This is a genomic window from Amycolatopsis thermophila (assembly GCF_030814215.1).
Lineage (GTDB): Bacteria > Actinomycetota > Actinomycetes > Mycobacteriales > Pseudonocardiaceae > Amycolatopsis_E > Amycolatopsis_E thermophila.
Map to the genome: position 1 here is coordinate 4,387,231 of NZ_JAUSUT010000001.1, position 21,030 is coordinate 4,408,260.

Genomic DNA, 21,030 nt, shown 5'->3' on the forward strand with positions numbered 1-21,030 from the left:
TTCGCCGCGTGCCGGCGGGGGCGGCGCGCTGGGCGATCACGTCGGTGGTGGGGCCGTCCGGCGTGGGCAGCTCGGCGCTGCTGAAGATCCTCGCGTGCCGGTGAGTGTCAGGTGTCGAACACGGGGGACGGCGCGGGCGACGTCCCCCGTGAACAGCGCCGGCAGAGCGCTCCAGTAGTGCACATGGGCGTTCAGCCCGGAGCCGTCCAGCGCGGCAGCGAGAGCACCGAACTCAGCCGGGCATTCTCGGCCCTCTTGGGCGTCACCGTGAAGAGCGGGCCGAGTGGTTGTTGGTGGATCCGCGCATTCGTTCTTAGCCAGATCAGACCGGTCGCGTCACGACTCCGGCGACGTCGGCGGGCAGGGCGGGGTCGAACGTCGCAAGGGCGAGCTGCAGCGTCGAGTAGTACCCGATGAGCCAGACGAGCTCGGCGAGCCCGGCGGCTCCCACCACGCGCACTGTCTCGGCGTACTCCTCGTCGTCGAGTCGCCCCTGTGCGAGCAGTGCCTCTGTGGCGCGCCACACGCACGCGTCCGTCGCATCGAGCCCGCCCGGCTCGTGGCGCTGCTGGATCGCCCTCAGCTGGGCGTCCGTCAGGCCCGCGTCGCGCCCGGCATTGACGTGCGCGAACCATTCGAAATCGGAGCCGCGGTGCACGGCGACGGTCAGGATCGCGAGTTCTCGCGTGCGCGGGGCGAACGCTCCCGAGAATCGCAGCGCCGCGCCGACGGATTGCACGGCATCGCCGATTTCGGGGGCGATCGTCATGAGCGCGAACGGCCCGAGGAGCCGGCCCGCTTCGTCGACGACGGGCACGAGTCCGGCCTGATGTTTGCGCGGTCCGTCCACGATCGCGGCATAGAGTGCGCGCTGCCGGGGGGAGAACTCATCGGGCAGCGGTGCCGTGTACCGGCTCATGCCACCTCCCGGACGGCCGAGCACGCGACGCCCTCGGCAATGGCGGCGCGCAGCGCCGGGAGCGACTGCTCCAGTGCGGCGCGTCCCGTCCCGGATTCGTACACGTACCCGTCGGGACGTACGAGCACCCAGGTGGCTCCGGCCCTCGCCAGCCAGTCGGCGAATCGCGGCTTCTCCTCGGCGAACGACGGGGTCGGCTCCCCGACGGCGACCCCGATGACCGCGCTACGGACCCCGACCAGGGCACACGTCTCCTCGGCCTCAGGAGAAAGGCCTTCGACGTCCGCGGGATCTGTCGTCAGCAGCTGGAATCCCGGACCGAGCACGTCGTCGAGCATCCGGCTGCGGTCGCCGTCCCACACCCGCGGCTGCACGGCGAGCGTCCCGGCGAGCGGGCCGGGGACGACGAACGCCTCCACGGGCGGGCGGAAGGGCGGCGGAGTTTCCGTCTGCGCGGCGAGGATCCGGTCGCGCTCGGCTGCCTTGGCCGGATCCGTCTCGCACACCATCTGGCCGATCCGCACCGACTCGGCGATGTACTTCGTGACGTGCGGGCGGCGGCTGAGCGTGTAGTTCTCGAGGAATGGCACGGGCGCAACGTCGCGCAGCACGAGATCGAGCATCCAGCTCAGCGTGATCGCGTCGCGCAGGCCGCTGACCATGCCCTGCCCCATGAACGGCGGCATCAGGTGCGCGGCGTCGCCGGCGAGCAGCACGCCCCCGGTACCGAAGGTCTCGGCCACGAGCGAGCGGAACGTGTACAGCGCGGATCGCCGCAGGACAGCCGATCCGGGGTCGACCCACCGGCTGAGTTTGGCCCACACCCGCTCGGGGTTCACCGCTTCGCCGGCGTCGACGCCGTCCAGCACCATGAACTCCCAGCGGTAGTGCCGGCCGCCGAGCCAGGCCATGTGGCGCGGCTGCGCCGGATCCAGCACCTGCCCGGTGTCCGGCACGTCCAGCGGAGGGCACCCCTCCTTGAGCTCGACGTCGTTGACCACCCACGTGGCCTCGAACCCGAGGTCTTCCCGGGGAATCCCCAGGCACTCCCGGACGAGGCTGTTCGCTCCGTCCGCGCCGATCACGAACCGGGCGGTCACGCGCTCGCCCGAGTCCAAGCTCACCGTGACGACCTCGCCGTCGTCGACGACGCCGGTCACCGCCATGCCCTGGCGAACCGTGACACCGGGCAGCGCCTTCGCCGCGGCGTCGAAGATGTGCTCGACGTCCGGCTGGTAGAAGTGGTACGACGCTTCCCAGCCCGTCGGTGTCTCCCAGCCGCGCGGCAGATCCGACAGCACACTGAGGTCCCCGCGCAGGAGCAGGTACTCCCTCGCCGGCGTGATCGCGGCGTCGATCTCGTCGGCGATGCCCATCGCCTGCAGGATCCGCATCGCCTCGTAGTCGAGATGACAGGCGCGAGGCAGCGGGTAGAGCTCGCGCTGGCGGTCGAACACCGCCGTCTTCCAGCCCCGTCGGCCGAGCAAGATCGCGAGCGCCTGCCCGACGGGGCCGTACCCGGCGATCGCGACGTCGAAGTCCGTGGTCACGGCAGCTCCCTCAGCGGAACGGGATCGGATCCGGACTCGCGACGATCGTCGACCGGAGCGAGCCGAGCCCCTCGATCGCGGCGACGACCTCGTCCCCGGGTTGCAGGAACGGGAAACGGCCGGCGCCGTGCGCCTGGCTCAGCTCGTTGATGCAGCCGGTGCCGCACGTGCCCGAGCCGATCACGTCACCGGGGCGCACCTCGGTGCCGCGGCTGGCGTAGGAGACCATTTCGCCGAACGAGAAGTGCACGTCCGACCAGTTCGCGCGCGAATACTCCACGCCGTTCACGGTGCAGGTCATCGTCCGGTCGAAGCCCGTGGCGGTGCGGTGCGGCTCCAGCTCGTCCTTCGTGACGAACCACGGCCCGAGCGACGTCGCGGTGTCCTTGCCCTTGACCGGACCCATCGACAGCGTCATTTCGCGGCGCTGGACGTCACGACCGCTCCAGTCGTTGAGGATCGCGTACCCGGCCACGGCGTCCTCGCCCTCCTCGGCGGTCAGGTCCGAGCCGCCCTTGCCCAGCACGGCCGCGACCTCCAGCTCGAAGTCGAAGGCCGTGGACCCGGGCGTCATCCGCACGTCGCCCTCGCCCCGGAAGGCGTACGGGTTCGAGAAGTAGAAGACGGGGATCTCGTACCAGAGCGGGTCCATCTCGAGGCCGCGCCACTTGCGGCCGGCGCGGACGTGCTGCTCGAACGCGTAGAAGTCCCGGAACGTCGGCGGGGTCGCGATGGGCGAAAGGTTCACGACCGTCGCGGGATCGACCGTCTCGCCCCGCTCGATCGCCGCGCCGCCCGCCTCGAGCAGCGCGTCCACACCGGACTCCAGCAGCGGCAGCAGGTCGGTGTGCCCCGCGACGACGTGGTAGGCGTCGCCGTCGACCACACCGAGCCGGGGTGCGTTGTCCCGCCCGGCGAATCGCACGAACTTCATGAATGTCTCCTTGTCGGTGCGCTGCGGTCAGCGCTTGGTCGTCGGCGCCAGGCCGTGGTCGCGGAAGCCGTCCGGCAGGAAGCCGCTGTGGGTGCTCCACTCGTTCCACCAGACCTTGCCGTCCGGCCACTCCGCCGGTGGCCGGTCGTCGTCGTAGATGTGCTCCATGTCCGTGTAGAGCTCGACGACGTTGCCCGAGTGCTCCAGGTAGTACGCGGCGAGGTTCTGGCCCGCGCCGTGGCGCACCGGTGCCCACAGCAGCTCGCGCCCGTGTGCGTGCAGCCGGTCCCCGAGCTTGGCGAGATCGACGAAGCTCTGCGTTTCCCACGCGTGGTGGTGCAGCGTGCCTCGCCCGCCGAGCACGGCGATCCCGTGGTGCTCGCTGCTGCACCGGAGGAAGTAGCCGAGCGAGCCGCCCGTGCCGATCACGTCCGAGACCCGGAAGTCGAGCACGCCGGTGAGAAAGCCGACCATGCGCCGGTGGTCTTGCGGGTGGAAGTTGAAGTGTCCGTACCGCTTCGGCCCGAAACCGGATGGCTGGACCGGGTTCCCCCCGGGCCGGACCACGACCTCGAACGCGAAGTTCTCCGGTCCGAGGAAGGAAAAGCCGTCCTCCGCGCCGGGCTGGCTCGGCGAGGTCGCGAGGATCGGCAGCCCCTCGTGCTCGATGCGCTTGCGCACCTCGTGCAGCGCGTCGAGGGTCGGTGCCACCAGCCCCAGCAGATCGAGGCCGTCGACGTCCGCGGCGAAGTACGTCAGTTCGGGACGGTCGCCGGCCGCGGCCAGGTGCACGCGTTCGCCGTCGCGTCCGACCTCCTTCAGGCCGAGAATGCCGACAGCGTCCCGGACGGACGTCTCGATGTCCGAGGTCCGGATGGTCACCGAACCCATGTCGGAGATGACACCCCAGCTCATGCGAGCCTCCACAGCAGGTTGAGCGCGATGGTCGAATGCCCGGCGGCGCCGGGCACGAAGGTCTTGTTCAGCTCCGCGACGGCGCGCTCGGGCGCTCGGTCTGGGCGCGGACGGCGCGGGCGCGTCCGCGGAGCGGGCTGACCGACTGTTCCGCTTCGTTCTCCGGGCCGAGGCCGATCCCGCTGCGGTCCTTGAGAAGCAGAATCGCCAGGGTCGACAGGCCGACCATCACGATGAGGTAGATCGTGACCGACGACGTGGTACCGGTCGCCTGCACGAGCGCGGTCGCGATGGTCGGCGCGAAGGCGCCGCCGGCGATGGCGCCGATGGCGTACGCGATCGAAGCCCCGGAGAGGCGCACCGAGGTGGGGAACATTTCCGCGAGCAACGCGGCGAGCGGGCCGTTCGCGAGGCCGAGACCGACGGTCAGGAACGCCAGCCCGAGGAACAGCAGGCCCACGTTGCCGGTGTTGACCAGGGGGAACATCGCGAGCACGGCGACGAACAGCAGCCCCCACGCCAGGAAGAAGGTCCGGCGGCGGCCGATCCGGTCGGAGAGCAGGCCACCGACGAGCGTGAAGACAAGCCAGGTCACCGCCGACCCCGTCACGGCCCACAGGACCTCCCCGGTGGGCAGGCGGAGGGGGCCGGTGGGATCCGTGGCGTAGCGCTGGATGTAGCCGCCCGTGGTCATGTAGCCGACCGCCTGACTGGCCACCGGCACGAAGCCGGCGACGATCAGGAGCAGCGGGTGTTTGCGGAAGAGCGCGGCGATCGGCGCGTGCGGCCGCGCCTTGCGTTCGACGAGCGCCTCGAAGACCGGGCTCTCCTCGACCCGGCGGCGGATGTAGACGCCGGCGACGATGAGGACGACCGACAGGAGGAACGGCACCCGCCAGCCCCACTCGAGGAAGGCCTCGCCGGGCGCGATCCGGGTCATGAGCGCCAGCACACCGGAGGACAGCAGCAGCCCGATCGGCACGCCGACCTGCGGAAACGCGCCGAAGAGCCCGCGTCGCCGCGGCGGCGCGTGCTCGACGGCCAACAGCGCGGCTCCGCCCCACTCCCCGCCCGCCGAGATCCCCTGCAGCACCCGCAGCACGACGAGCAGGACCGGCGCGGCGATACCGATGTCGGCGTGCGTCGGCAGGACACCGATCAGGGTCGTCGACACACCCATCATCACCAGGGTGACCAGCAGGACGAGCTTCCGGCCGTACCGGTCGCCGAGGTGCCCGGCGAGGAACGCGCCGAGCGGGCGGAACAGGAAGCTGAGGCCCACGGTCAGGAACGCGAGGATCGTGCCGAACCCCCGTCCCGCCGGGGCGAAGAAGAGTTCCGCGAACACGATCCCGGCCGCCGCCGCGTAGAGGAAGAAGTCGTACCACTCGATCGCGGTGCCCACGATCGTCGCGAGGACGACCCGGCGTCGATGAGCCGGTGAGGTGCGCGAGTCCGGGGGCGGCGGGTACTGGCTCGTCTCGGTCACTGCGATGACTCCTTTGTCGTCGCGCGCGGCTTCGCGCGTGTGGTCGCGTCGATCGACGACGCATGAACCGCTGCGTTCTGATAGGCAGAACAGATTTCGATAGGCGGAATCGCTGTTGGCAGGCTAGGCGGCGTTGCCGCGAACCCGCAAGACCTGTTTTTCGGCGGATCGTGTGCTAGCTTGCAGAACCGAGTCTGCTGTGCGGAACATCAGCCGCCAGAACCCTCCAACCCCCCCCAGGCAGGTGTGACAGACGTGACGACGCAGTCGAAACGGACCGAGGTGCAGCTCGACGACCTCTTCCCGAGTTCGCCGACCGAAGCGATCACCGAGACCGACGCGGAACTCGAACGGGTCGTCGACGGCGCGGAACTGCCCGTGCTGCTGGCATCGATCGCCGCGGCGACGGGTGACCTGTCCTGGCTCGGCGTCGGGCTCGAGCCTCCGCACCCACCGGCCGACCTGACGCCGTGCCCGCACGGCGGGATGACCGAGGATCAGCAGGCCCAGGCGCGGAAGCTCGCCCTGGCCGGGCTCCGCGAACTCGCCGAACGCCGGATCACGACGGTCTCCGTCCTGCCGCCCGAGCACGTCGACGCGATCCTGGGTTACCTCACCGGCGGGCGCGAGGAATGGCACCCCTCGCTGAAGCACGAACTGAACCTCGCGCCGGACAAGGGCGGCGCACCCGATTGGCGGTTCGCGGACCTGGCCGGGGATCGCGACTACTCGGTGCTCATCGTCGGCGCGGGCGTGGGCGGCATCGCCGCGGCGCACCGCTTCTCGCAGGCCGGTGTGCCGATCACCGTGGTCGAGAGCGCCGCGGAACTCGGGGGCACGTGGGCGAAGAACCGCTACCCGGGTGTCCGGCTCGACACCCCGACATTCGGGTACTCGTACTCGTTCGCGCAGCGGGGCGACTGGCCGCACCAGTTCGCCGAGGGACACGAGATCCTGGAGTACCTGCGGGACGTGGCCGTTCGCGCCGGTTTGACGGACAAGATCGAGTTTTCCACGACGCTCGTGCGCGCGCGGTGGAGCGACGCGGACGGGCGGTGGCACGTGACCACCCGCGACTCCGCCGGCGTGGAACGCGAACGGACCTTCTCCGCGATAGTCAGCGCGGTCGGCCAGCTCGACCGGCCGAACATCCCCGACTTCGCGGGCGCCGAGGACTTCCGCGGGGTCACGATGCACACCCAGGAGTGGCGGGACGACGTCGACTGGACCGGGGCCCGCGTCGCCGTCATCGGGACGGGGGCGAGCGCGTACCAGATCGTGCCGGCCGCGATCGCCGACGGCGTCGGCGAGCTCGTGCTCTTCCAGCGCAGCGCACCGTGGATGCTGCCCGCGCCGACCTACCACGACAAGGTCACCGAGGCGTTTTCCTGGCTGCGGCGCAAGGTGCCGCACTACGCGCAGTGGTACCGCCTGTGGGTCATCCTGCTCGGCATCCCCGGCCGCACGCATTCGGTGACGGCGGAGGAAGGCTGGCCGGGGGCGCCGTTGAGCGTGTCCGCCCGGAACCAGGCGGTGCGGGACGAACTCGTGCGGCGCCTGTCCGCCCAGCTCGAAGGCCGCCCGGATCTGCTCGCCCACGCGATTCCGGACTACCCGCCGGGGGCGAAGCGCATGCTGCGCGACAACGGGGTGTGGGCGGCCGCGCTGCGCTCGTCGCGCACCACCCTGGTGACCAGCGGCATCGACCACTTCACGCCACGGGGCATCGTCGACGGGGACGGCGTCGAGCACGTCGTGGACATCGTGGTGTTCGCGACCGGGTTCAAGCCGTCGGACTACCTCGAGGGCATCGAGGTCATCGGGCGCGGCGGGCTGGAGCTGCACGAGTACTGGGCGGGCGACGCACGCGCGCACGCCTGCGTGACGGTGCCGGGGTTCCCCAGCTTCTTCATGATCTACGGGCCGAACATCGGCGGTGTGTCGGCGGGGAGCCTGCACTTCATGCTGGAGCGCGCCGCGGAGTACGCCGTCAAGGCCGTGCGCCGGGTGCTCGAGGAAGGCGCGGCGGCGATCGACGTGCTCCCGGCCGCGCTCGACCGCTTCGTCGCGTGGGTCGACCGCGGCAACCGGCGGATGTCATGGGGGCAGCCGTATGTCCGCAGCTGGTACAAGAACAGCCACGGTCGCGTCTCGCAGATATGGCCGTACACCAACGCCGACTACTGGGACGTCACGGAGACCGTGCGCGACGAGGACCACGTCTTCCTCCGATGACGACGCACCGCCGCGGTGACGTTCTCTCGCCGACGCTGTGGATACCCTGGCTCAGCCGGCAGAGAAGGGACGCTCATGGATCAGGAACCAACCGCCGCGACCGAGGCGCGGTACGGGTACGCGATCGAGGCGGTGGAGAACGCCGCCAAGACACTGCTGATGCTGCGCACCCGTTCGACGATCCGGGCCGTCGACGTCTCGGCCGAGCTGGGCGTCGCCCGTTCCACCGCCCACCGCATGGTGTCGACGCTGGCGCAAGCGGGGCTTCTGCAGCGCAACCTCACCGACAAGACCTATACGGCCGGGCACGCTCTCGTCGAGCTCGGGATGGTCGTCGCCGATGCGGTCGACGTCCGTCCGGTCGTCCAGCCGCTGCTGACGCAGCTCGCGTTCGAAACGGGCGAGACCGCCCACTTCCTCGTCCGCGAGCAGGACGAGGTGCTCTTCACCTTGGTCGCGGAAGGCACCTACGTCATCCGCTCGGCCTCGCGCGTCGGCTCCCGGCTGCCCGCGCACACGACGTCGGCGGGGAAATGCCTGCTGGCCACGCTGACCTCCGAGGAGCTGAGCGCGCTCTACCCGCCGGGGCAGCCGCTGGAAGGTGGCACCGAGCGCGCCATCCGCGACCGCGGTCAACTGCTCGACGAGCTCGCGGAGGTCGCGGAAGCGGGGTGGGCGGTCAACCGGAGCGAGAGCGAGCCCGGCCTGTACGCGGTGAGCGTCGCCGTCCCGGGAAGGCGCGGGCGGGCGCTCGGCGCGATCACGATCTCCGGCCCCGCGGAGCGGCTCGAACCCCTGACGAAGCAGACGGTCGAGAAGCTGCGGTCCGCGGTGGCGGCCGTTCAGGTGCAACTCGCGGGCGCGCCGTGGCGGCACCCGGACGACTCCGGCACCCACCGCCGCACGAATTCATCCCCGGATACGGCGTAGCCGCCCGGCGGGCCCGGTCAGACCGACTTGGTCTCGCCACCGTCGACGCGAATGTTCTGACCGGTCAGGTACGCCGATTCCTCGCCGGCCAGGAAACGGACGACCCGCGCCGCCTCCGCGGTGCTCTGCGCCCGGCGCAGCGGGATGCCGCTCGTCCACTCCGCCGGGACCACGCTCGGGTCGTCCTTGGTCAGCCCGGTGAGCAGGTTGTTCATCCGGATGCCCCGGGGGCCGTATTCGTTGGCGTACAGCTTGGTGAACGAGGCCAGTGCCGCTCGCATCGTCACCGAGACCGGGAACATCGGACCGGGCTCGAAGACGCCGGCGGTGGAGATGTTCACGATCGCGCCGCCCCCGGAAGCGATCAGGTGGGGGGTCACCAGGCGGGCCATGCGCACGACGTTCATCAGGTAGAGGTCGGCGCCCTCGGACCACTGCTCGTCGGTGATCTCGAGCACCGGGCCGCGTGCCGCGTGACCGCTGCTGTTGACGACCGCGTCGACCCGGCCGTACCGCGAGACCGCGAGTTCGACGCAGGCCCGCAGATCCTCGACGCTGGTGTTCGAGCCGTCCACCCCGGCACCGCCCAGCGATTCGGCCAGGGCCCGGGCCCGGCCCGACGGCGACATCGCCACCACCCGGTAGCCGTTCCCGGCGAACTCCCGGACGCACGCCGCGCCGATCCCGGATCCGCCACCGACGACGATCGCGACCCGCTCGGCCGCGGACGAGGTGGGCTCAGGCATGCTCGTGCTCCTTCAGGCGGGCGGCGACCAGGAATTCGAGCGCGTCGGCGGACAGCTCGGCGTACCGGAGGAAGTCGATGTCGTCGCCGGCCGCCGCGGCGACGCGGAAGCCGTCGGTGAGCGCGCGGCCCATGACGGCCATGTCCACCGCCAGCTCCGCCAGGACCTCTTCCGGCACGCCCGGGTGGGAGGCCCGCACCCGGTCGGTGACGAGCTGGAACATCTCCTCGCGGATGGCGAGGTACCGCTGGCGGGCGAGGTTGTCCTCCAGGCGCCGCTCGAACGCGAAGACGAGGCCGATGCTCCAGAACGCCGCGGCCGGCTCGTCCAGGCTCGCCGAAGCCGCCGCCGACTCGCTGATGCTGCGCCGCAGCCGCTCACGCATGCCGCTGATGCCGGCGTCGGTCTGCTTCCAGACCTCGAAGCAGTAGTCGAGCAGCTCGACGAAGAGCTGCTCCTTGTTCTGGAAGTGCCAGTACACCGACCCGATCGGCAGACCAGCCGCGCGTGCGACGTCGGCCATGGTGGTGCCCTCGTACCCGGCCTTCACCACCTGCGAGAGCACGGCCTCGAGGATCGCCCGCTTCGACATCTCGGACGCCCGGTGGGTCCTTCGCCTCGTCGCCATCGATCCCCTTAGCAGCCGCTCGGACAGCCGTTCTACCAAATTCGGTTCACCCCTTGACAACTGAGGTCGGCATCAGTGACTGTAACGTCAATTCTAGAACCCTGATTCTAGGGACCGCCACCCGCCGGTGCGCGGCCCACCCCCGACCTGGCGGCCACGGCGACCACGCACGTCCGCCGATCCCGAGACAGAGAGGTCTCCATGAGGATCACCGACCACATCGCTCGAGAAAGAATGAGCGGCCTGCAGATCCGCGCCGTCGTCGTGGCGATCGGCCTGGTCGTGCTCGACGGCTACGACGTCTCGCTCACGTCGTTCTCCGCCCCCTACATCGAGAAGGGCTTCGGGGTCTCGAAAGCCGAGCTCGGCCTCGTCATGTCGGGCGCGCTGATCGGCATGCTCGTGGGCTCGATCGTCGTCGCGCCGCTCGCCGACCGCATCGGCCGGCGCAAGATGGGCGTCATCTCCACCCTGACGATCGCGATCGGCATGCTCATCGGCCCGTTCGCGACGCAGGAGACCGGCACCTGGCCGCTCGTCCTGAGCCGCATCGTCACCGGGATCGGCATCGGCGCCCTGGTGGCCGCGGTCGGCGTCATCCTCGCGGAGTACACCGCCAAGCGCGTGTACGCGCTGGTGATGGCGGTCTACGCCGCCGCCATCAACATCGGCGGGCTGCTGGGCTCGATGATCGTGGGCCCGATGCTCGGCGCGCACGGCTGGCGGTTCGGCTGGTGGGCCGGGTTCGCCCTGAGCCTGATCGCCGCGCTCGCCACGTTCGCCTTCCTCCCCGAATCACTGGCCTGGCTTTCGGAGGGCCGGCGCAAGGACTCCCTGCAGCGGCTCAACGCGCTGCTGACGAAGATGCACCGCCCCGCGCTCGACGCGCTCCCGGAGTCCGACTCGACCAGTGTCAAGGCGAAGGGCTCGCTGCGCACCGTGTTCACCGGCCGGACCGGCTTGTACACGCTGCTGATGGTCATCGGGTACTTCGCGTACATGCTCAGCTTCTACTTCATGACGAACTGGGCGCCGAGCACCGTCGCGTCCGCCAACCACCAGCCGGCCCTCGCCGCGCAGCTCGTCACGGCGTTCAGCGTCGGCGGCATCCTCGGCAACGTCCTTTTCGGCTTCCTCGGCGACAAGCTCAACGTCCGCCTCCTCACCCCGGTCTTCCTGGTACTGGCCACCGTCACCCTGTCGCTGTTCGGCTTCGCCGGCCCGGGGATGCCGACCGCCTGGTGGACCCTGTTCCTGGCCTCGTTCTTCGTCTGCGCGGGCACCGCCGCCTTCTACGCGATCGTCCCCGCGCTCTACCCGACGCTGGCCCGCTCGACCGGGTTCGGTGTCGTCATCGGCGTCGGCCGGTTCGGCGGCATCGCGGCGCCGATCGTCGGCGGGGCGGCCTTCGACGCGGGCATGGGGATGGGGGCGGCCTTCACCGTCTTCGCCTTGCCCATGCTCGTCGCCGGCCTCTGCGTCGTGGGCCTGCACCTGAGCCTGCGCCGCCGCTCCGCCGCACCGGACGTTCAGCTCGCCGCCACGTCCGCGTAGCCGCCGTCCAACACCTTCGAGAAAAGGAAACCGCACCATGCCGCTGGCTGTCGCCGCGCTCTCCCACGCGCCGTCCTTCGGCAACGTCGACCCGGGCGGGGAGACGTTCGCCGAGATCAACGCCGCCATCGACGAGGTCAGGGGGTTCGTCGCCGAGTACGGCCCCGACCTGGTCGTGGTGTTCGGGCCCGACCACTTCAACGGCCAGCTCTACTCGCTGATCACCCCGTGGGTGATCGGTGCGGTCGCCGAAGGCATCGGCGACTACGGCACCACCGCGGGGCCGCTCCCCGTCGACGGCGAAGCCGCCCGGGCCTTCCACACCGCAGTGCTGGGTGCGGGCATCGACATCGGCCGCAGCGAGCGGATGAAGGTCGATCACGGCGTGGTGCAGCCGCTCGACTTCGTGTTCGGCAAGGATTTCACGCAGTCGATCGTGCCGGTGTTCGTGAACGCGATCGGCCTACCGCTCTCCCCCCTGCGGCGGGTGCGCCTCATGGGCGAGGCGTTCGGCCGGGCCGCCCAGGAGATGGACAAGAAGGTGCTGTTCCTCGCCTCGGGCGGCATCTCCCACAGCCCGCCGATCCCGCGCTGGGAGGGTGCCCCCGACACGGTGCACGAGCGCCTGGTCAGCTATGCGCCCTCGCCCGAGGAACGGCACGAACGCGAGCAGCTGATCGTCAAGGGCATCCAGGCGATCGCCGACGGCAAGGCCCCGAGCGACCCGCTGAACGAGGAATGGGACACGCTCGTCCTCGACGTGCTCCGCTCCGGCGACCTCGCTCAGGCGGACGGCTGGGAGAACGGCTGGTTCCTGGCGGAGGGCGGCTCGGCCGCGCACGAGATGCGCAGCTGGATCGCCGCCTACGCGGCACTGTCCACGGCGGGCCCGTACCGCCTGGCCGTCGACCACTACTGGGCGGTCGAGAAGTGGGGCGCCGGCTTCGCGATCCAGGCGGCGGTGACCGCGTGAACCGCACCGGAACGAGACACCTCGCGACCTTCTGGGAGGAGATCGCGGACCTGGAGCACACGCTGCGGTACGTGGACGCGGGCGGCTACCGCACCCGGGTCCTCGACTTCACCGGAGCGGGCCCCGGGGCTCAGACGGTCATCCTCGCCAACGGCACCAGCGGCCACATCGAGGCGTGGACGCAGAACGTCCGCGCCTTCGCCGAGGCGGGCTTCCGGGTGGTCGGCTACGACTACCCCGGCCACGGCTACTCCTCGCCGGCGGACCATCCGCTGGAGATCCGCGACTACGAGGAGCACCTGCTCGCGCTGCTCGACGCACTGGAGCTGGAGCGCGTGCACCTCGCCGGCGAGTCGCTGGGCGGGTGGCTCGCGCTGAAGTTCGCGCCGAAGCACCCCGAGCGGCTGCACACGGTGATCCTTTCCGCGCCGGGCGGGCGGATGATCGCCGGACCGCGACTGGACAAGACGCAGTCGGTGAGCACCCAGGCGGTGCACGAACCGACCTTCGACAACGTGAAGAAGCGCCTGCAGGTCGTCATCCACGACCCGGAGAAGATCACCGACGAGCTCGTCCGCGTCCGCCGGGCGATCTACGCCCGGGACGGGTTCAGCATGGCGAACGTGACCGCGCTGCGGGAGCCGGAGCGGCGGTGGCGCAACCGCGTCACGGACGAAGACTTCGCCGCGATGCCGGTCCCGGCCCTGATGGTGTGGACCGACAACGAGCCGACCGGCGACGAAGCCGAGGGCGAGCGGCTGTGCGGATTGCTGCCGGACGGCGAGTACCTGCTGATCCGCGGGGCCGCGCACTGGCCGCAGTGGGAAGGCGCGGCGGAGTTCAACGCCGCGGCGGTCGCCTTCCTGAAGAAGCACGCGTGCGGAAAGGACCGCCGGTGAGCGTCACCCAGGAGACCATCGACCGGATCGCGCGCGAACTGTTCGAGGCGAAGCGCGACGTGTACACCGTGCCGTACGTGAGCCCGCGGCTCCCCGAGCGCGATCTCGACGCGGCGTACGCGATCTCCGCCGAGTTCGCCGCCCTCCGCGAGCGCGAGCTGGGTGTGCGGCGGGTGGGCCGCAAGGTCGGCCTGACCAACCCCCTCGTCCAGCAGCGCGTGGGTATCGACGAGCCCGACTACGGGATCATCCACGACGACATGGTGCACCCGTCGGGCGCGCACCTGCCGCTGTCGCGGTACAACCGGCTGCTGATCGAGGCCGAGGTCGCGTTCGCGCTGAAGAGCGACATCCTCGAGGCCTCCCGCGAGAGCGTCGAAGCCGCGATCGACTACGTGACGCCGGCGTTCGAGGTGGTCGACTTCCGCTACGGCGGCTCGGTCGGGCAGATCGTCGACACCATCGCGGACAACGCCGGCTGCAGCGGCATCGTGCTCGGCGAGGAGCGGCACCCGTACGGCGAGACCGACCTCACGAAGGTCGAGATGATCATCACCGGCGGCGGCGCGGAGATCACCCGGGGCGTCGGCAGCAATGTGCTGGGTGACCCGGTCAACGCGGTGATCTGGCTGGCCGGGACCGCGATCCGCATCGGCGAACCACTGCGGGCAGGCGAGCTGCTGCTGTCCGGGTCCATCGGCTACATCGAGCCGTGGCCCGCCGACGTCGAGTGCGTCGCCACCATCACCGGACTCGGTCGCGTGGTCGCGACCGCGGATGCGAAGGGCTGAACATGAGCGACTACCACCCCGTCGACGCGGCCACGCGCGTCGAGATCGAGCAGCTGATCGCGGAGATGCTGTACCGCCTCGACCACAACCGGGCGGACACCACCTGGGAGCTGTACACCGAGGACGGCGTCTCGGCCGGCCCACTGGGCGACATGGACCGCGAGGCCATGAAGGCCTGGGGTGCCCGGCGCGCCCAGCAGACCGACATCGTCAGCCGGCACTTCATCGGCGGGATCCGCCTCGTCCGGGACGGCGAGGAGGTCGACGGCACGGTGCAGTACCTGACCTTCCGCGACACCAACGAGCCGCCGACGCAGCCCGCGTCGGTCGGCGAGTTCCGCGAGCGGTACCGGAAGGTCGACGGGCAGTGGCGGTTCGCCCGCCGCGAGATCGTACCGATCTTCGGCGGCCAGGCAGCCGCCGCGCATGCCGCCCGGCTCGCCGGGCGAGAAGGGCCGGCGCAGTGAAGCGGGCAGCTCTCGGCGGCGGCAACCCCGTCCTGTACCACCAGTCGGTGCCGTCGTTCTCGATGCCGGAGTGGGCGGCGGCAGCCGGCTACGACGGGGTGGTCCTCGACCTCCAGCACGGCGAGCTGGGCCTGGAGGCGGCATGCGGGATCCTGCGCTCGCTGCCGCGGCAGAGCGCGTACTGCTACGCGCGGGTGGGCTCGCTCGATCCCGCGCCGGTCCTGCGGCTGCTCGACAGCGGGGCCCGCGGCATCATCGCGCCCGCGATCGAATCCCGGGCCGAGGCCGAGGCACTGGTCGCTGCGGTCGCCTACCCCCCGGTCGGCAACCGCAGCCTCGGCCCGTCCAGACCCGCGCTGTACCAAGGCGCCTCGTACACCGAGGCCGGCAATCTCGCCGTCTCCGCCATCGCCCAGATCGAGACGAAGACCGGCGTGGACCGTGCCGAGGAGATCGTGTCGACCCCGGGCCTGGACTCCGTCTACATCGGACCGGCCGACCTGGCCGTCTCCTACGGGCTGCCCGGGCGGGGCGACTGGGCGGACGGCCCCGTGCGCGCGGCGATCGCGCACGTGCGCGAGGTGACGGCCGCGCACGGCGTCACCCTCGGCATCTACTCGGGGCAGCCGGCGTACGCCGCCGGCCTGATCGCCGACGGCCTGGTCGACTACGCGGCCCTCGGCATCGACCTCGTCCTGCTGAACCGCGCGTTCGCCGACACCATCGCCGCGCTGGACTCGGCGCGATCTTCCGGGAGCACCGCATGAGCGAGACCACCGCCGACGTCCTCATCATCGGTGCGGGACCGGTCGGCCTCACCCTCGCGAACCTGGTGGGGCAGCAGGGCGTCGAAGTCCTCCTCGTCGAGAAGGGCGAGGAGCTGATCGACTACCCGCGGGCCGTCGGCATCGACGACGAGGCGCTGCGCGCGATGCAGACCGCCGGGCTCGTCGACGAGGTGCTCCCGCACACCATTCCGGACCAGAAGATCTACATGGTCAACGGGGACCGGATGATCCTGTCCGAAGTGGACCCGAGGACGCGCGAGTTCGGCTGGCCGCGCCGCAACGGCTTCGTGCAGCCGCTGGTCGACCAGGTGCTGCTCGCCGGCCTGGACCGCTTCCCGAACGCCACCGCGCGGTTCGGCACCGAAGTCACCGACCTCGCCGAAGACGCGGACGGCGTGGTGGCCACCCTCGCCGGCGGGGGGACTGTCCGCGCCCGGTACGCGGTCGCCGCCGACGGCGGGGCTTCGCCCACCCGCAAGCGCCTCGGCATCTCGTTCGAGGGCGAGACCCGGCCGACCGACGGCATCGTGATCGACGTGGCCAACGACCCGATCGGCACGCCCCACGCCGTCTTCGGCGGGGATCCGGCCCGCAGCTACGCCTCCATCGCGCTGCCGCACGGCATCCGGCGCTGGGAGTTCACCCTCTTCGAGGACGAGACCCCCGACCTCGTCGAGGACGACGCCTACGTCTTCGGGTTGCTGGCACCCCACGTACCGGACCCGGCCAAGCTCGACATCATCCGCCGCCGCGTGTACCGGCACCACGCCCGGATCGCCGGGCGGTTCCGCCACGGGCGGATCTTCCTCGCCGGTGACGCCGCCCACGTCATGCCGGTCGTCGGCGGCCAGGGCTGGAACTCGGGGATCCGTGACGCCTTCAACCTCGGCTGGAAGCTGGCCACCGTCCTCAAGGGCCTTTCGACCGACGCTCTGCTCGACACGTACGAGACCGAACGGCGGGGCCACGTCACGCAGATGGTGGCCGTCTCCCTCGGGATGGCGAAGGACATGACCGACCACGATCCCGAGAAGGCCGCGGAGCGCGACCGGATCGCCGCCAACCGCACCCCGGAGGAGCGGGAGGCCCTGAAGCGGCAGGCGTTCAAGCCCCAGCCGAAGTTCGACCAGGGCGTCGTGGTGCACACCCCGCTGCCGGCGTTCAAGACGCTGCCTGCGCGTGACGTGCCGCGTCTCGCCGGGTCGATCTTCCCGCAGCCGCGGGCCACCGATGCGGACGGCGTGGAGATGCTGCTCGACGAGGCCACCGGTCAGGGCTGGCGGGTGATCGCCTGGAACAACGACCCGACGGCCTTCCTGCCGGCGCAGCGGCTCGCCGTGCTCGAGCGCCTCGGCGCTCGCCTCGTGCGGATCGTGCCGAAGACACAGCTGCCATGGGCGCGCAAGCACGCCGCGCCCGGCGTCACGGTCGTCGGCGACCTCGGTGGGGAGTCGAGCCTGCAGGCCTGGTTCGACGCACGCCCGGTCGGCGCGGTCATCGTCCGCCCCGACCACGTGATCGCCGCCGAGTGCCTCGCCCAGGAACTCGACGACGTACTCGGCAAGGTCTTCGAGGCCGCCTGCATCGCGTGACCCCGCACATCCCCGAACCCGAACACGATGGAGCGCTGATGCCCGAGGCCGCCGAGATCGACGACGTGTACTGGCGCGACGAGTACACGCCCATTACGGAGGACGACGCCTTCCTCGAACGCATCGTCGCCGAGGCCGACCTGCCGTCGCTGCTCACGGCGCTGGCCGCCCTGACCGGAGATCACACGCTGATCCCGCCGGAGCTGCGCCCCCCGCTTCCTCCCGTCGACACGGCTCCGCCCGCGCACGGCGGCATGAGCGAGGCCGCGCAGGCTCGAGCGCGTGAGCTCGCGCTGACCGCGCTCAAGCGCGTCCGCGACGAGGGGCTCACCTCGCCCCGCCTGCTGGACCCCGAGGAAGCACGCACCATCGTGGACTTCATCACGGGCGGGGCGAGTGCCGAGGACGCGGCGCTGATGATGCACGAGCTCGACCTGGTCACCCAGCGCCCGGGAGCACCGGCTTGGCATGTCGACGAGGTCGCACCCGACCGCGACCTCGAAGTCGCGGTCATCGGCACCGGGATGAGCGGCATCGCGGCCATGTACCGGCTCAAGCAGGCGGGCGTACGGTTCGTCGCGTTCGAGAAGCACCCCGAGGTCGGTGGCACCTGGTGGGCCAACACCTATCCCGGGGTGCGCCTCGACACCCCGACCTTCGCCTACAGCTTCTCCTTCGCCCAGCGGGCCGACTGGCCCCACGCGTACGCCGAGGGCGCCGAGGTCGAGGGGTACGCCGTCGAGATCGTCGATCGCGCCAAGCTGCGTGAGCACATCGAGTTCGACACCGAAGTCGTCTCGATGACCTGGGACGCAGCATCGGCCACCTGGGAGGTCGTCGTCCGGCGCGACGGCGTCGAGCAGTGCCGGCGGTTCCACCTCGTCATCGCCGCGACCGGGCAGCTGGAGAAGCCGAGCATCCCGGAACTCCCCGGACAGGACGACTTCGGCGGCGTACAGATGCACTCCGCGCGGTGGGACCACGACGTGGACCTGACCGGGAAGCGCGTCGCGGTGGTCGGCACCGGCGCCAGCGCCTACCAGATCGTCCCGAGCATCATCGACCGAGTCGGCCACCTCGATGTCTTCCAGCGGTCCGGACCGTGGACGGTGCCCGCCCCGAACTACCACGACCGGGCACCATCGGCCCTGACCTGGCTCAGCGACCACGTCCCGCACTACGGGCAGTGGTTCCGGTTCCAGGCGTTCTGGGGTGCGCGCACCGGACGGCTGCACACCGTCAAGGTCGATCCGGAGTGGGACCGCACCGACTCGGTGTCGGCCACCAACCTGCGGGTGCGGGAGGAACTCACCGCGATCCTGCGCGAGCAGTGGGCGGACCGCCCCGACATGCTCGACGTCGTCGTGCCCGCGTACCCGCCCGGCGGCAAGCGCATGCTCCGCGACAACGGCGTGTGGGCGCGCGCACTGCACCGGGAGCACGCCGAGCTCGTCACCTCCCCGATCGAACGGTTCACGGCTGAGGGCATCGCCACCGCCGACGGCGAGCGGCACCCGGTCGACGTCGTGATCTACGCGACCGGGTTCAAGGCGTCCGACCACCTCGACCCGATCGTGGTCACCGGGCCGTCCGGGCAGACGCTCAAGGAGCACTGGAACGGTGACGCGACGGCCTGGGCCGGCATCTGCGTGCCCGGCTTCCCGAACCTCTTCCTCATCCAGGGGCCCAACACGAACTACGTCGTGCACGGCCAGTTCCACTTCATGATCGAATGCGGGGTCGAGTTCACCGTCGAGGCGATCCACCAGCTGCTGCGCCGCGGGGCGGCCTCGCTCGAGGTCAAGCAGGAGACCCTGGACCGCTTCCTCGCCTGGGTCGACCGGGGCAATGCCGAGTGCGCATGGGCGCAGCCGCAGGTCCGCACCTGGTACAAGAACTCCCGCGGCCGGGTCTCGCAGGTGTGGCCGTACAGCCATCTCGAGTACTGGACGCTGACCCGGGGCGCCGACTTCGACTCCGACTTCACGCTCGGCTCACGCCCCGAGGCGACGTCGTGAGCGCGCGACGTGACGTGCTCGTGGTGGGTGCCGGCCCGGTCGGGCTCGTCGCCGCCCTCCTTCTCGCCGATGCGGGCGTGCGCGCGACGCTCGTGGAGAAGGAGACCGAGCCGGGCGACCTGCCGCGCGCGATCAGCCTCCAGGACGAGTCGTTCCGCACCCTCGAGCAGCTCGGTGTGGCCGACGCGCTCAAGGCCGAGTCCCTGCTCGACACGGGCAGTCGCTACTTCGGCCTCGGGGACCGCCTCCTGCTCGAGGCGAGGCCGGTCGCGTCCCGGCTGGGGCATCCCGCCAAGACCCAGTTCGACCAGCCGATCCTGGAGCGGCTGCTGTGGGAGCGAGCAGCCGCGCACGAGCGACTCGAATTCCTGCGCGGCGCCGACGCGACAGCGATCATGCAGGACAGCGACGGGGTCGGCGTGACCGTGACCGCCGGAGAGAAGACACAGACCCTGACCGCCGACTGGCTGATCGGCGCCGACGGCGGGCGCAGCTTCGTCCGCCGGGCGGTCGGGATCGAGCTGGCCGGCACCACCCAGCCGCAGCGGTGGATCGTCGTCGATCTGCGCAACGAGCCGCGCGAGCGGGCCCCGTTCGCCGAATTCCACGGCGACGGCGAGCGGCCGTACGTGCTCGTGCCCGGCGTCAAGGGACGCCTGCGGATCGAGTTCATGCTCTTCGACGACGAGGACCCCGAGGAGATGACGACGCCGGAGCGGATCCGGGAGCTGGTCGTGCCGCGCTTCCGGGCCGAGCTGGCGCCGGATGACGTGCGCCGCGCGACCGTGTACATCGCGCACCAGCGCGTCGCGCGGCGGTATCGCGCGGGGCGCACGTTCCTGGCCGGTGACGCCGCCCACCTGATGCCGCCGTTCGCGGGCCAGGGCCTGAACGCCGGTATCCGCGACGCGACCAACCTCACGTGGAAGCTGATCGAGGCGATCACCGGCGGCGGGACCGAGCGGCTGCTGGATTCGTACGAGCTCGAGCGCCGCGCCCACGGAGCCGCGATGGTGCGGGTCTCGCGCCGCATCGGCGAGGTCGTCATGGCGACCCATCCGGTCGTCACGCGCCTGCGTGACGCCGTTGTCCGCACGGTCGGCTTGCTCCCCGGCGTCCGCGAATTCCTCGCCACCATGCGCTTCATCGCACCACCCGACTACGCCGCGGGAGCCGCCGTCGCGTCCGACGGCGTCACCTTCGACACCGTGACCGTCGGCCGCGCCTTGAGCCAACCGGTCGTCCGCGACGCCACTGGCGCCGAGCGCGGACTCGACGCTCATCTCGGGCGCGGGTGGACGTTGCTGCAGATCGGCGGTCCGCCCGCCGCGGCGGCCGACGCGTACTGGGACGCGATCGGCGCGAAGCGGCTGTGCGTCCGCCCACCGGGCAGCGAGCCGACCGACGGCGTGGTCACCGAGACGACCGCGGTGCTCACCTCCGGCGCCGGCACCCGTCCGGTCTTCGTCGCGGTCCGTCCCGACCGCTACGTCGCGGCGGTGTTCGACGCCGCCGGCGAGCGACGCGTCGTCGAGCACCTCCGCGCCTTCGTCGACGACCGCGACCTTCCCCGAAATCCCCGTTTCTCCGTCCACCCCTGAA

General features: G+C 70.9%; 18 protein-coding genes. 11 read left to right on the plus strand and 7 right to left on the minus strand.

Translation table 11 applies throughout. The features are described 5' to 3' along the window. Positions 1-322 precede the first annotated feature (322 nt). From FB470_RS21485 to FB470_RS21505, 5 genes are all read right to left on the minus strand, one after another. Positions 323-919: a carboxymuconolactone decarboxylase family protein gene (locus FB470_RS21485; RefSeq protein WP_306994169.1), complete on the minus strand. Its 597-nt coding sequence runs from the start codon at positions 917-919 to the stop codon at positions 323-325. Then, positions 916-2,469: a bifunctional 3-(3-hydroxy-phenyl)propionate/3-hydroxycinnamic acid hydroxylase gene (locus tag FB470_RS21490; protein ID WP_306994172.1), complete on the minus strand. Its 1,554-nt coding sequence runs from the start codon at positions 2,467-2,469 to the stop codon at positions 916-918. The genes FB470_RS21485 and FB470_RS21490 overlap by 4 nt, the downstream gene beginning before the upstream one ends. A gap of 10 nt (positions 2,470-2,479) precedes the next feature. Then, entirely contained in the window at positions 2,480-3,403 is a 924-nt protein-coding gene (locus FB470_RS21495; RefSeq protein ID WP_306994174.1) for a fumarylacetoacetate hydrolase family protein, read from the minus strand. A 27-nt stretch (positions 3,404-3,430) separates the two neighbouring features. After that, a complete protein-coding gene (locus FB470_RS21500; protein WP_306994176.1) occupies positions 3,431-4,318 on the minus strand; it encodes a VOC family protein in 888 nt (295 codons plus the stop codon). A 67-nt stretch (positions 4,319-4,385) separates the two neighbouring features. Next, the gene (locus tag FB470_RS21505) at positions 4,386-5,807 is read right to left on the minus strand and encodes an MFS transporter (protein WP_306994178.1); all 1,422 of its coding nucleotides are present in this window, start codon (positions 5,805-5,807) and stop codon (positions 4,386-4,388) included. A gap of 255 nt (positions 5,808-6,062) precedes the next feature. Between FB470_RS21505 and FB470_RS21510 the strand changes: the two genes are divergently transcribed. Together FB470_RS21510 and FB470_RS21515 are read left to right on the plus strand one after the other, a co-directional pair. Beyond that, positions 6,063-8,042 carry a flavin-containing monooxygenase gene (locus FB470_RS21510; RefSeq protein ID WP_306994180.1) on the plus strand — a complete coding sequence of 660 codons (1,980 nt, stop codon included), beginning with the start codon at positions 6,063-6,065 and terminating at the stop codon, positions 8,040-8,042. 75 nt (positions 8,043-8,117) lie between these two features. After that, entirely contained in the window at positions 8,118-8,972 is an 855-nt protein-coding gene (locus FB470_RS21515; RefSeq protein WP_306994183.1) for an IclR family transcriptional regulator, read from the plus strand. A 17-nt stretch (positions 8,973-8,989) separates the two neighbouring features. Here FB470_RS21515 and FB470_RS21520 read toward each other — a convergent pair whose 3' ends face one another. Further along, positions 8,990-9,718, minus strand: a complete 729-nt coding sequence (locus FB470_RS21520; protein WP_306994185.1) for an SDR family oxidoreductase — start codon at positions 9,716-9,718, stop codon at positions 8,990-8,992. Further along, entirely contained in the window at positions 9,711-10,346 is a 636-nt protein-coding gene (locus FB470_RS21525) for a TetR family transcriptional regulator (protein ID WP_306994188.1), read from the minus strand. Before FB470_RS21525 ends, FB470_RS21520 begins: the two co-directional genes overlap by 8 nt. Positions 10,347-10,547: 201 nt before the next feature. Here FB470_RS21525 and FB470_RS21530 point away from each other — a divergent pair, with 201 nt between their 5' ends. From FB470_RS21530 to FB470_RS21570, 9 genes are read left to right on the plus strand one after another with little or no spacing between them, the layout of a single operon-like run. Beyond that, complete coding sequence (locus tag FB470_RS21530) at positions 10,548-11,900, plus strand: MFS transporter (protein ID WP_306994190.1); 1,353 nt, start codon at positions 10,548-10,550, stop codon at positions 11,898-11,900. Between the two features lie 37 nt (positions 11,901-11,937). Then, positions 11,938-12,873, plus strand: coding sequence for a 3-carboxyethylcatechol 2,3-dioxygenase (locus FB470_RS21535; RefSeq protein WP_306994191.1), 936 nt, complete (start codon positions 11,938-11,940; stop codon positions 12,871-12,873). Further along, the gene (locus FB470_RS21540) at positions 12,870-13,772 is read left to right on the plus strand and encodes an alpha/beta fold hydrolase (RefSeq protein ID WP_306994193.1); all 903 of its coding nucleotides are present in this window, start codon (positions 12,870-12,872) and stop codon (positions 13,770-13,772) included. Before FB470_RS21535 ends, FB470_RS21540 begins: the two co-directional genes overlap by 4 nt. After that, positions 13,769-14,563 (plus strand): 2-keto-4-pentenoate hydratase, encoded by a 795-nt coding sequence (locus FB470_RS21545; RefSeq protein ID WP_306994195.1) that lies wholly within the window; start codon positions 13,769-13,771, stop codon positions 14,561-14,563. The genes FB470_RS21540 and FB470_RS21545 overlap by 4 nt, the downstream gene beginning before the upstream one ends. Positions 14,564-14,565: 2 nt before the next feature. Then, the gene (locus tag FB470_RS21550; RefSeq protein ID WP_306994198.1) at positions 14,566-15,030 is read left to right on the plus strand and encodes a nuclear transport factor 2 family protein; all 465 of its coding nucleotides are present in this window, start codon (positions 14,566-14,568) and stop codon (positions 15,028-15,030) included. Next, positions 15,027-15,797, plus strand: a complete 771-nt coding sequence (locus FB470_RS21555; RefSeq protein WP_306994199.1) for an HpcH/HpaI aldolase family protein — start codon at positions 15,027-15,029, stop codon at positions 15,795-15,797. Before FB470_RS21550 ends, FB470_RS21555 begins: the two co-directional genes overlap by 4 nt. Beyond that, positions 15,794-17,410: a bifunctional 3-(3-hydroxy-phenyl)propionate/3-hydroxycinnamic acid hydroxylase MhpA gene (gene mhpA, locus FB470_RS21560; RefSeq protein WP_306994201.1), complete on the plus strand. Its 1,617-nt coding sequence runs from the start codon at positions 15,794-15,796 to the stop codon at positions 17,408-17,410. Before FB470_RS21555 ends, mhpA begins: the two co-directional genes overlap by 4 nt. Positions 17,411-17,448: 38 nt before the next feature. Next, on the plus strand, positions 17,449-19,428 hold the full coding sequence (locus FB470_RS21565) for a flavin-containing monooxygenase (protein ID WP_306994203.1): 1,980 nt from the start codon (positions 17,449-17,451) through the stop codon (positions 19,426-19,428). After that, positions 19,425-21,029 (plus strand): FAD-dependent monooxygenase, encoded by a 1,605-nt coding sequence (locus FB470_RS21570; protein WP_306994205.1) that lies wholly within the window; start codon positions 19,425-19,427, stop codon positions 21,027-21,029. Before FB470_RS21565 ends, FB470_RS21570 begins: the two co-directional genes overlap by 4 nt. Position 21,030: the final 1 nt, after the last annotated feature.